Genomic DNA, 11843 nt, shown 5'->3' with positions numbered 1-11843 from the left:
GCCATCGCGGCCGCAAAGCTGATCGCAATCGTTCCCCCCATCAGCGCCATCGCCTTGCCGCGCGATTCTTCGTGAACCAGATCGCTGATCATGGCGGGGATGACCGCTCCGATCGCTCCGGCACCCTGCAAAAAGCGCCCCGCCATCAGCATGTAGATATCGGTGCTGATAGCACAGATGATCGAGCCGACGAGGAAAATGACCAATCCGATCAGAAGGGTCGGCTTACGGCCGATTTTATCGCTCATCGTCCCGAAAGGGACCTGAAAAATCGCCTGCGTCAGGGCATACCCGCCGACGATGACGCCGACGAGGAACGGCGTGGCCCCCTCCAGATCGAGTGCGTAGACCGAAAGTACGGGAAGAACAAGAAAAAGACCGAAAAATCGGAGTGATAGAATCGCAGAAAGAGGGAAAACCGTTTTAAACACGTTGTGACCTTGGATAAGCTAAAATTTCCGTCATTATAATACATCTGCTTATGAAGCGCCGATGGAACCAAAGATTGCTAAGTCTGACCTAAGGATACTGAATGAATGTCGTTTTGGCTACGTCCAATAAGGGAAAAGTGCGCGAGATAATCGAACTGCTGCATGATCGGCAGGTACACCCCTACACTGATTTGATCGAAGGGTTCGAGATCGTCGAAGACGGTTCGACGTTTCAGGAGAACGCCCTCATTAAAGCCCGCGCCGTGTATGCCGCGCTGGGGGATGAAAACGCGGTGGTGATCGCCGATGACAGCGGGATCAGCGTCGATGCGCTGGGGGGAGAACCGGGGATTTACAGCGCCCGTTACGGCGGAGAAAATGCGACTGACCGGGATAATCTTTTGAAACTGGTTGAGGCGCTGAAAGCAAAAAGTCTGCACACTTCCCCGGCCCACTATACGGCGGCGATTGCGATCGTTTCCCGCGAAGGAGAGAGCTGTGTGCACGGTTGGATGCACGGGGATGTTATCACGGAGTTACGAGGAGAAAACGGATTCGGATACGATCCGATTTTTATTCCTTCCGGCCATAGCCAAACCTTGGGCGAACTTTCCAATGATATTAAAAAAGGATTGTCACACCGTTCCAAAGCGTTGGAACTGGCAAAAATTTTGATCGATCAGATTAAATATCTACGTGCTTACGCAGGGAGCGCAGCAACGAAGTAAAAGAATATTAATCCGACGACGATGCGGTAAATCGCAAACGGGGTAAACGTGTGGCGGCTGACGAAGGCTACGAAAAGCTTGACCGTAGCGAGGGCAAATACAAATGCCGTTATAAACGCTACCGTGAGCATGAAATAGTCATCCACAACCATTTCGTTCCGGTGTTTGAGCAGATCGTATGCGGTAGTGATGATCATCGTGGGGATGGCGAGGAGAAACGAAAATTCCGCCGCACTTTTACGGCTGAGCCCCATAACCAATCCGCCGATGAGGGTCGCACCCGAACGGCTGGTTCCGGGGATCATCGAAAGGCTTTGAAAGACACCGATCGTAAAGGCCTCTTTAAAGGTGAGCTCGGAGACATCTTTTCCCGCATCGATCGGCTTGTTGCGGCGAAGATACTCAAAAATGAGAAAGACGATTCCCCCGGCAATCAGCATGATACTCACCGTCTCAACCCCGAACAGGGCTTTGATCTGCTTGTAAAACAAAAATCCCAAGGCACCGGCGGGCAAAAAAGCAACACCGATTTTGAGCCAGAGCATTTTGTCCTGCAAAAGCCGCTGGGCATACAAAAACAATACGGCGAGGATGCTTCCGAGCTGGATCGAGACTTCAAACGCTTTGTGGGCATTGGTCTGCTCCAATCCCAAAAGTTGCGAAGCCAGGATCAGATGTCCCGTCGAAGAGATGGGAAGAAATTCAGTAACCCCCTCAAGGGCCCCAAGGATCAATGCGTCAAATAAGGTCACAAAAACTCTCTTTTTTTTGGTGCAATTGTAGCATAGCATCCCCCCTTAAACCTCCCCTAACTTCCCGTTGGCTATAATATCGCTATTTTGCACTCAGACTAAGGATAGATTCCATGTTACTTTTTACCCCCGGTCCTACCCCTGTACCCGAATCGGTACGTATCGCAATGGCGGGCGAAACACTCCATCACCGTACTCCCGAATTTGAAGCGATTTTCGAGCGGACGCGTGCATTGTTGTTCGAACTGCTCGGGATGGATGAGGTACTGATGCTTGCCTCTTCAGGAACCGGCGCAATGGAAGGGGCGGTGATCAATCTGGCCCACTCCAAACTCCTCTCGATCAATTCGGGAAAATTCGGCGAGCGTTTCGGCCGCATCGCCGTGGCTCACGGCATCGCGAACGTCGAGATCAAGCACGAATGGGATACCCCCGCGACCGTCGAAGAGGTCAAAGCAGCCCTTGCCGCCAACCCTGACGTCGATGCCATCGCACTTCAAATCTGCGAAAGTGCCGGCGGATTACGCCACAGCGTTGAAGCCATCGCCGCGGCGGTAAAAGCGCATAACCCTTCGATCATGGTGATTGCGGACGGCATTACGGCGGTCGGCGTCGAAAAAATCGACGTGAGCCATATCGACTGTCTGATCTCGGGAAGCCAAAAAGCGTTGATGCTCCCTCCCGGACTGGCAATCATGGGCCTTTCCAATGCCGCCATCGAGAAGATCGGAAGCGGCAAAGGGTATTATTTCAACCTCGCAACCGAGATCAAAAATCAGCGTAAAAACACGACGGCATGGACGGCGGCTACGACGATTACCATCGGTTTGGAATCGGTGCTGAACCGTATCAAAGCGGAGGGGGGACTCGATAAATTGTACGCCGACACGGCGCGCCGCGCGAAAGCGACCCGTGAAGCGATGATGGCAATCGGTCTCTCCATCTATCCGACAAGCCCAGCCGATTCGATGACGACGGTAGGGGATGCGGAAGCGAAAAAAATCCGTTCAACTCTTAAAGCATTCGATGTGAATGTCGCGGGCGGTCAAGATCACATCAAAGATTCGATTTTCCGTATCAACCACATGGGGCTGATTGCTCCGTATGAAGCGTGCTGGGCAGCTAACGCGGTGGAATTGGCTCTCGATAAAATGGGCCGCCGCGCGTATGACGGAACCGCTAACCGCGTGTTTAACACCGTCTATTTCGGGCTTTGATCGTTATGGTTTTTGAACACGAAATCCCCGAAGGCTCGAAACTCTATTTCGCCGGCACCGCGAAAACCAAACGGCGCATCGAAAATACGGCCAGCGAATTGTTAAGCGACGCCGGATTCGAAGAGATCCTGACGCCGCTTTTTTCGTACCATCAGCATATGAGCGTTTGCGATCAGCGTGAACTGATCCGGATCAACGACAGCGCGAATCATCCGATCAGCCTTCGTGCCGATTCGACGATCGATGTGGTCCGGATTGTCAACAAACGCCTCGGCGGCAATACCGAACACAAAAAATGGTTTTACATTCAGCCGGTATACCGTTATCCGGCACACGAGCAGTATCAGGTCGGAGTCGAAATCATCGATGAGACCAATCTCTCGGCGGCGCTCACGCAGGCGACCCGGATTTTGAAAAAACTTCAGATTTCGCCGCTGCTGCAAATCTCCAACATCAATATTCCGCGTATCCTTTCGGAGATGCTGGGTCTTGATCTGGATGATTTCCGGCACGTCAACATCGAGAAATTTTTATCGCTGAAGATCGATTGGCTGACCCGTTTGGTCTACCTTCAGCACGCACGCGAGATCGATGAGATCGTCGCCGTCGTTCCCGATGCCATCAAGTCCGAGCTGGTCAAAATCAAAGAGCTCTGCGCTGACCTGGATTACGCCAATGTCGTCGTTGCCCCTTTGTATTACGCCAAAATGCTCTACTACGACGAACTTTTTTTCCGGGTTATCGAAAAAAACGAGACGTATGCCATGGGCGGACGTTACAAGAGTGATGAGACCGTTTCGGTCGGTTTTGCGATTTATACCGATGCGTTGATCGACGCATTACATCAATAAAAATAGGAAAAACATGAAAGCAGATTTAATTGTCGGTATCCAGTGGGGTGACGAAGGGAAAGGGAAAATCGTCGATTTGCTCGCGCAGCGCTACGATGTCGTCGCCCGTTATCAGGGGGGGCACAATGCGGGACATACGATCGTCGTTGACGGCAAAACGCATGCGCTTCATCTGATCCCCTCAGGAATCTTGAATCCCAAAGCGGTCAATATCATCGGAAACGGCGTCGTCGTCTCCCCCGAAGCGCTGATCAAAGAGATGAAACAGTTCGACAATCTGTTGGGGCGCTTGTTCGTGAGCGAATCGGCACACATGATCCTGACGTTTCATACCCTTATTGATCAGGCCAAAGAAAAACTTCGCGGCGAAAAAGCGATCGGTACGACAGGCCGAGGTATCGGACCTGCGTACAGCGAAAAAATCGCCCGTGCCGGATTTCGTCTGGGTGAACTGCGCGACGTAGAAGCGTTGACGTCACGCGTGATGGAGTATTTCGCTCAAAACAAAGCCATTTTCGAAGCACTGGCGATCGAGTTGCCTTCGCGCGAAGAACTGGTGGCCGAATTGAACGGCTACGCCGAAAAACTGGTTCCGTTTTTGGCCAATACGACGCAGATGGCGTGGAGAATGATGGATGAGGGGAAAAAGATCCTCCTCGAAGGGGCGCAGGGGACGATGCTCGACATCGACCACGGCACCTATCCCTATGTCACCAGCTCATCGACGATTTCGGCGGGAGCGTGTACGGGTCTGGGGATCAATCCTAAAGACATCGGCAAAGTGACCGGGATCGTCAAAGCCTACTGCACCCGCGTCGGTAACGGTCCGTTCCCGACGGAAGATCACGGCGAAATCGGCGAGCGTCTTAGAGTGCAGGGGCATGAATTCGGTACGACGACGGGACGCCCGCGCCGCTGCGGCTGGTTCGATGCGGTTGCGTGCCGCTATGCGAGCCGGTTGAACGGATGTGACGAACTCGCCATTATGAAACTGGATGTACTGGACGGATTCGACGAAATTCAGGTGTGCGTCGGATACGAAGTAGGCGGCGAAGTGATCGATTATCTTCCGCTTGATCTTGAAAACGTCAAAGCGGTCTATAAAACATTCCCGGGCTGGAAAAGCACGGTCGGTGTCCGTGAGTTCAGCGCGCTTCCAAAAGAAGCGCAGGAGTATCTCAAAGCGCTTGAAGAGTACACCGGAACAAAAATCGGCATGATCTCGACATCGCCCGACCGGAACGATACCATTACGCTATAATAACCGCAAAGAGGAGCCGTTATGGGAAAATCGCGTTACGAGCCTCTGGTAAAACTCAAAAAAAAGAGTTTGGACGAAGCCGAACGAGCCCTCATCGCGGCGAACAACGAAGTCGCCGGTGCGAGCGACCGCCTCAACACGGCCTATCAGGCCCTTGCCTCACTCCATTTGCCCCAAAGCGGATCCATCCGCGAACTTTCCCAGGCCAACATGATGATACAGACTCAACACGATACTATCGAGAGATGCAAGGAAATGCTCGAGCGCGCAGAAGAAAAGCAGCAGAAAATGCGGGAACGGTTTCACGCGTCCCGAATCGATTTTGAGAAGTTCAGCTATCTGGAAGTTCAGGAAGTGAACGCGCAGATCAAAAAAATAAAAGCCCAAGAAGCTAAAATGCTTGATGAAATCGGAACAATAACCTACAAAAGAGAAATGTGATGAGACTATTTTGGATATTACTGCTGAGCACGGCGGCCATGAGCGCAGCGCAAAACACGAAGTCGTACGAGTGTACGAAAATTTTCGAAGACCGTAAAAACGAGTTGCTGTCCGAGCTGGAACGGATTGACGAACAGCGCCAGTCGCTCGATGCGCTTAAGCGGGCAACCGAAGATCTGCTGCGGAAAAAAGAGGTGATGATCAAAGGCAAAGACACCAAAGTCGATCAAAAGCTGTCCGAAATCAAAGCCAGAGAGGCTTCGGTGAAAAAGATGCTCGACGAGAATAAAAAAGTGCTCGACGAGATCAAACAGCTTAAATCCGACAGAGTATCGCAGACCTTTGCCAAAATGAAGCCGGCCGCATCGGCGCAGATACTGTCGCAGATGTCGGCGGATGAGGCGGCCGCCATTATGAGCACCCTTAACACCAAAGTAACCGGGCAGATTCTCGCCAAAATGGAACCCCAAAAAGGATCAGAAATTACGGCGAAACTAAAACAGATTCCTGAACCGAAGCCGTAATCTCAGAAAAACGTCTAAGCCATTTTAGAGGTGTTTTTGAGTAAAATGGCAAAAATTTCACTCAGGGCAGGCAATGAAGGTTTCACTGACACACGTACCCCATATCGCAACGCGTATCGCCGTTGATCTAAGCCGCAGCGGGCTGGTCACGATGACAAAAGGGCTGGAAAGTGCCGCAAAAGAAGCGGAATCCATATTGGCTGCCAATATCAAAAAAGAGATCGCACTCGAAGAAAAAGTCAAAGAGATCGTGAACGCCAACGAAGAGCAGATCGATTTTTACCTTGCCGACGAACGTCAGCTTTTCTTTATGATCAAAAAGAAATTGGCTCCCGAATTCGGCGTTATCCTTTCGTACGAAGACCGCTACTCCGATATCGCTCACCAGATTCTGGATGCGCTGTATGAAGAGGATCTGATCCATTACGATGTCAGCGAAAACCGGATCAAAAACGTCATTTACGATGCGATCACCGCGTCAATTGCCGACACGAGCGAAATCGAATCGGCGGTATTCCAAAAAATCAAAAGCTACAAACGTCATCTTATCCCGGGAACGGATGAGTATGAGATCGTTTATGACAAGCTTTATAAAGAAGAACTGGTGCGAAGGGGGATAGCATAATGCGTGATGTTTGGGTTTATCTCGAGAACGGGACGTATCTTCAGGGAAAAAGTTTCGGTGCCGATACGACTGCAGTAGGGGAGATCGTATTCAACACCTCTATGAGCGGGTATCAGGAGATAATTACCGACCCGTCGTACGCGGGACAGTTCGTCACGTTCACAATGCCCGAAATCGGCAACGTCGGAGTCAATGACGAAGATATGGAAAGCGCTTCCGCCCACTGCAAAGGGATCATTGTCCGCCAGTATCAGAAACGTTATTCGAATTTTCGTGCTGAAGAAGCGTTGCATACGTTTCTGGAAAAACACGGAATCATCGGTATCTGCGATATCGATACGCGCTACATCACCAAAATGCTCCGCACCGAGGGTGCGATGATGATGATCGCATCGACCGAAGTGAGCAACAAAGAGGAGTTGAAAAAACTTCTTGAAAGCTCTCCCCGCATCGAAGAGATCAATTACATCCAAGAGGTCAGTACCAAAACCGCGTATAAGCACCGCGACGGCGCATACGATCCGGTAACATTCCGCTATAACGACGCTCCCGCGCCGAAAGCGCGCCTTGCCGCTATCGATTTCGGTATCAAACGCAATATTCTCAACGAACTCACCGAAGCAGGCTTCGACGTTGAAGTACTCCCCAATACCTTTAACGGCGACGACTTGATCAAGCGTTATGAATCGGGTGAAATCGACGGTGTATTCCTCTCAAACGGTCCGGGAGATCCTCTGGTACTGAAAAAAGAGCAAGAAGAGATCAAAAAGCTGATCGCCCGCAAAGTGCCGATTTGCGGAATCTGTTTGGGGCATCAGCTGCTCAGCATCGCGCACGGCTATGACACCCATAAGTTGAAGTTCGGCCACCACGGCGGAAACCACCCGGTCAAGAACGTGAAAACGGGAATGGTCGAAATTACGGCACAAAACCATAACTACAATGTTCCCGAATCGGTGCGTGAGATTGCGGAAGTGACCCATATCAATCTCTTTGACAATACGATCGAAGGGCTCCGCTATAAAACCGGCCCCGTCTTTTCGGTGCAGCATCACCCCGAATCAAGCCCGGGTCCAAAAGAGAGCCGTTCTATTTTTAACGACTTTCTTCAACTTATCCAGCGTTGATTCTTCGTTTCGGGGAAACCCGAAACCCTCCTTGTTTCCCCCGTATTTTTCTGTATGTGTTACTTTTCTTCTCCTTATTCTGTAGAAAACCTTAAAATTATCGTTAAGTTTTGATATGGCGCAAAACCTTTAAAAATTTAAGATTCCTTAAATACTGCGATTGCTATCATTAGAGTGTCTAATAGCCTACTTTTGTTACAAAAGTGTTAAGGGCACCCCTAAAAATCGGTGTTTCGATTCTTAGGGGTGCCCTAATAGGCTCTTATGCTTTGAATCTTTAAGGAGGTCGTAAATGGATAATCGTCCATTGGAGTATGATTACACGGTCGCTAAGATGTTTATGCTTACAACTGTTGTACTCGGTATTGTCGGGATGCTTGTCGGCGTTATTTTGGCGTGGGAAATGGCATTTCCGGCTGTTAATACGATGTTGGGTGAAGGGTTGGCAGAATACACCAACTTCAGCCGTCTTCGTCCGTTGCACACAGATGCCGTAATTTTCGGGTTTACCCTGAGTGGTATTTGGGCTACATGGTATTATGTAGGTCAACGTGTCTTGAAAGTATCGATGGCAGAATCAAAATTTTTGATGTTCCTCGGTAAATTGCACTTCTGGCTTTATATGCTGGTAGTTGTTGCTGTTGTCGGCTCACTTTTGATGGGTATCACTACCTCTAAAGAGTATGCTGAGTTCGAATGGCCTATCGATATCGCGGTAGTTGTCGTATGGGTACTTTGGGGTATGGGACTTTTCGGTTTGATCGGTATCCGCCGTGAAAAATCACTGTACATCTCTATCTGGTATTACATCGCTACATTCCTCGGTATTGCAATGCTTTACCTGTTCAACAACATGGCGATTCCTACGTATTTCGCATCTGGCGGAATCGGTGACTGGTATCACTCGGTTTCTATGTATGCCGGAACCAATGATGCATTGGTACAATGGTGGTACGGACACAACGCGGTTGCGTTCGGGTTTACTGTTCCCATCGTTGCGATGATCTACTACTTCCTCCCAAAAGAGTCGGGACAAGCGGTTTATTCGTATAAATTGTCTCTTCTTGCATTCTGGGGTCTGATGTTTGTTTACCTTTGGGCGGGCGGACACCACTTGATCTACTCGACTGTACCTGACTGGATGCAGACTATGGGTTCTGTTTTCTCGGTTGTATTGATTCTCCCGTCATGGGGTTCTGCAATCAACATGCTTTTGACCATGAAAGGTGAATGGCAGCAAGTAGCGGCTAGCCCGTTGATCAAATTCATGATCCTCGCGTCTACGTTCTACATGTTCTCGACTCTTGAAGGTCCGATCCAAGCGATCAAATCGGTCAATGCGTTGGCTCACTTTACAGACTGGATCGTCGGTCACGTGCATGACGGTGTTCTTGGATGGGTTGCATTCATGATCATGGCTGCATTGTTCCATATGGCTCCACGTGTATTCAAACGTGAGATTTACTCTAAATCGTTGATGAACACACAATTCTGGGTTCAAACGCTTGGTGTTGTTCTGTACTTCACTTCTATGTGGATCGCAGGTATTACACAAGGTATGATGTGGCGTGCGCACGATGAGTTCGGTAACCTTGCTTACTCATTCATCGATACGGTTTCTGTATTGCACCCGTATTTCACAATCCGTGCGGTTGGTGGAACATTGTATCTCGTAGGTATGTTCTTGTTTGCGTACAACATGTACAAAACAATGACAAGCTCTCGCCGTGTTGAAGAGAGTGAACTTCAAAACGCATCGCCGATGGGCGCCTAATAAGGAGGGGAAAATGTTTCACTGGTTAGAAAAACACCCGTTCTTTTTCGCGGTAGCTGTCTTTGTCGTTATTTCGTTCGCAGGTCTTATCGAGATTCTGCCAAACTTTGCACAGGCTTCTCAGCCGGTTGTCGGCACTAAGCCGTACAGCACGCTGGAACTTGCCGGTCGTCATGTTTACATCAAAAACAGCTGTAACGCATGTCACTCACAATTGGTTCGCCCGTTCAAATCTGAAACTGACCGTTACGGTCACTACAGCTTGAGCGGTGAATATGCGTATGACCGCCCATTCCTTTGGGGTTCAAAACGTACAGGTCCGGATCTTATGCGTGTAGGAAACTACCGTACGACAGATTGGCATGAAAACCACATGAAAGATCCTGCAGCGGTTGTTCCGGGTTCAATCATGCCGGCATATCGCTGGTTGTTCAAAAACACTGCAGACATCGATACTGCATATGCTGAGCAAGTAACGGTTAATAAAGTGTTTGCAGTTCCTTACAATGCTGAAATCCCGATGGCTGACGGTTCAAAATCGACAGTCAAATTGGCAGCAACATTGGAAGAAGCACACGCTGATGCTCTTGAAGAAGCAAAAGCGATTGCGGCGGACATGAAAGACCAAGATGTTAAAGATGCGGTAGCTGCGGGTCAGATTCCTGAAATCGTAGCGCTTATCGCGTATATGAACAGCTTGAAATAAGGGGCAGTGCGTGGATATCGGTACGATTCAAGCTTATGCGTACTTTTTCTTCACGGCGTTGTTGGTGGTAGTGCTTTATGCGTATATCTACCACCTCTACAGCTCGCAGTGGAAAGGGAAGCGCGATTATGAAAAGTACGGAAACATCGCGCTACATGATGAGATTACTGACAAGCCTGTCGAAGAAATCTCGAAAAACGATGAGATAAATAAGAAGGAGCCATAATGAATAAGTTGATGGTATTCGGTGTTGTCTTCGTTGCTGCACTGCTCGGCCTTACCTGGGTAATCGCCGGCGGACAAATGGGTGATGACATCGTCAACAAATTGGCAATGCTCGGTGCGGTAGCAACAGCTACAATCGCAATTTTCGTAGCATTGAAATACATCCGTCAAATGCAAACGGACAAAGCAAGCGGTAAACTTGCAGATGAAAACTGGGATGGCATCGGGGAATATAAAAACGAACTTCCTTTCGGTTGGGCGGTTATTTTCCTGGGTCTGAACATTTGGGCTATCTGGTATTTCCTTGCCGGTTATCCTGTTAACGCGTACTCACAAATCGGTGAATACAACGAAGACGTAGCGGCACATGACGCTAAATTTGAAGCACAACACGCCAATATGGACGAAGAGACCCTCAAAGAGATGGGCGGATCAATCTTTATCGTTCAATGTGCGCCGTGTCACGGTCTTCAAGCGGACGGTATCGACGGTAAAGCGGCGAACCTTACCGTACGTCTTGAAGAAAAAACAATCAAACACGTTATCAATAACGGTCAAGGGATGCTCGGTTACCCAGCGCCTATGCCGGATCGTAACGGTTTGATGAACATGAACACCAACGCGTTGATTACCGATGCGGAAATCGATGCGGTTGCTAAATACGTTGCCGGCGGGATGAAAGGCACGGAAGGTGCTGACGTATTCGCAGGAACGTGTGCGGCATGTCACGGACCTGACGGTAAAGGTATGGAGATGGTTGCGCCAAGCATCGCAGACTTCAACCCGACGTTGGTAGCCGATGTTCTCAAACACGGTAAAAAAGGTGCAATCGGTGCAATGCCTGCATTCAACAACTTGACTGAAGTTCAAGTCAAAGCGCTTGGTGCCTATGTCACCGACCTCAGTAAATAAGGAGAGTCTCATGGAAAATCGTAGTATTTTTGCATTGGACGGTATCACCGGGATGTTGATCGCAACGGTTTTGTTGCTTTCTATCCTTGTATTCCTCACGGTTTTGGGTCTTGGTGCGCAACAAAACAATGCAGCCAATTTCTACAAAATTGAAAACGAAAAAGAGATCAAGATGATCAGCACCGAAAATGCTGCTCATCGGGTCGAAGTCAAGTAAGGAGTTTGGAATGGCAAGTATCATGGATAAACTCATCACTTGGACATTAGTG

At 49.4% G+C, this 11843-nt stretch carries 15 protein-coding genes; 13 read left to right on the top strand and 2 right to left on the bottom strand.

Annotated features, from left to right (window positions below; genetic code table 11):
* A partial coding sequence (locus JU82_RS02115; protein WP_037945967.1) for an MFS transporter occupies positions 1–431 on the bottom strand: 431 nt, incomplete at its 3' end.
* Between the two features lie 101 nt (positions 432–532).
* Here JU82_RS02115 and rdgB point away from each other — a divergent pair.
* A complete protein-coding gene (rdgB, locus tag JU82_RS02110; protein ID WP_037945966.1) occupies positions 533–1159 on the top strand; it encodes an RdgB/HAM1 family non-canonical purine NTP pyrophosphatase in 627 nt (208 codons plus the stop codon).
* Here the strand turns inward: rdgB and JU82_RS02105 are convergent.
* The gene (locus JU82_RS02105; protein ID WP_294892003.1) at positions 1132–1950 is read right to left on the bottom strand and encodes an undecaprenyl-diphosphate phosphatase; all 819 of its coding nucleotides are present in this window, start codon (positions 1948–1950) and stop codon (positions 1132–1134) included. The genes rdgB and JU82_RS02105 overlap by 28 nt on opposite strands.
* Positions 1951–2024: 74 nt before the next feature.
* Between JU82_RS02105 and JU82_RS02100 the strand changes: the two genes are divergently transcribed.
* From JU82_RS02100 to JU82_RS02045, 12 genes are all read left to right on the top strand, one after another.
* Positions 2025–3128 carry an alanine--glyoxylate aminotransferase family protein gene (locus JU82_RS02100; protein ID WP_037945962.1) on the top strand — a complete coding sequence of 368 codons (1104 nt, stop codon included), beginning with the start codon at positions 2025–2027 and terminating at the stop codon, positions 3126–3128.
* A gap of 5 nt (positions 3129–3133) precedes the next feature.
* Positions 3134–3979, top strand: a complete 846-nt coding sequence (locus JU82_RS02095) for an ATP phosphoribosyltransferase regulatory subunit (RefSeq protein WP_037945960.1) — start codon at positions 3134–3136, stop codon at positions 3977–3979.
* 13 nt (positions 3980–3992) lie between these two features.
* Positions 3993–5240 (top strand): adenylosuccinate synthase, encoded by a 1248-nt coding sequence (locus JU82_RS02090; RefSeq protein ID WP_037945958.1) that lies wholly within the window; start codon positions 3993–3995, stop codon positions 5238–5240.
* Positions 5241–5261: 21 nt separating this feature from the next.
* Positions 5262–5681: a flagellar export protein FliJ gene (locus tag JU82_RS02085; protein ID WP_037945955.1), complete on the top strand. Its 420-nt coding sequence runs from the start codon at positions 5262–5264 to the stop codon at positions 5679–5681.
* Positions 5681–6205: a MotE family protein gene (locus tag JU82_RS02080; protein WP_037945953.1), complete on the top strand. Its 525-nt coding sequence runs from the start codon at positions 5681–5683 to the stop codon at positions 6203–6205. The genes JU82_RS02085 and JU82_RS02080 overlap by 1 nt, the downstream gene beginning before the upstream one ends.
* Positions 6206–6278: 73 nt before the next feature.
* Positions 6279–6830 (top strand): DUF507 family protein, encoded by a 552-nt coding sequence (locus JU82_RS02075; RefSeq protein ID WP_037945950.1) that lies wholly within the window; start codon positions 6279–6281, stop codon positions 6828–6830.
* Positions 6830–7957 (top strand): glutamine-hydrolyzing carbamoyl-phosphate synthase small subunit, encoded by a 1128-nt coding sequence (carA, locus tag JU82_RS02070; RefSeq protein WP_037945946.1) that lies wholly within the window; start codon positions 6830–6832, stop codon positions 7955–7957. Before JU82_RS02075 ends, carA begins: the two co-directional genes overlap by 1 nt.
* A gap of 292 nt (positions 7958–8249) precedes the next feature.
* Positions 8250–9731, top strand: coding sequence for a cytochrome-c oxidase, cbb3-type subunit I (gene ccoN / locus JU82_RS02065; RefSeq protein ID WP_037945944.1), 1482 nt, complete (start codon positions 8250–8252; stop codon positions 9729–9731).
* 13 nt (positions 9732–9744) lie between these two features.
* Complete coding sequence (gene ccoO / locus JU82_RS02060) at positions 9745–10437, top strand: cytochrome-c oxidase, cbb3-type subunit II (protein ID WP_037945942.1); 693 nt, start codon at positions 9745–9747, stop codon at positions 10435–10437.
* Positions 10438–10447: 10 nt separating this feature from the next.
* A complete protein-coding gene (locus tag JU82_RS02055; RefSeq protein WP_037945940.1) occupies positions 10448–10663 on the top strand; it encodes a cytochrome c oxidase, cbb3-type, CcoQ subunit in 216 nt (71 codons plus the stop codon).
* Entirely contained in the window at positions 10663–11574 is a 912-nt protein-coding gene (locus tag JU82_RS02050) for a c-type cytochrome (protein WP_037945938.1), read from the top strand. Before JU82_RS02055 ends, JU82_RS02050 begins: the two co-directional genes overlap by 1 nt.
* A 10-nt stretch (positions 11575–11584) precedes the next feature.
* Entirely contained in the window at positions 11585–11791 is a 207-nt protein-coding gene (locus JU82_RS02045) for a DUF4006 family protein (RefSeq protein ID WP_037945936.1), read from the top strand.
* Positions 11792–11843 lie beyond the last annotated feature (52 nt).

Source organism: Sulfuricurvum sp. MLSB (assembly GCF_000747095.1).
In the GTDB taxonomy this organism is placed as follows: domain Bacteria; phylum Campylobacterota; class Campylobacteria; order Campylobacterales; family Sulfurimonadaceae; genus Sulfuricurvum.
The sequence above is the reverse complement of the archived record's forward strand: the minus strand, read 5'-3'. Positions and strand labels throughout refer to the sequence as shown.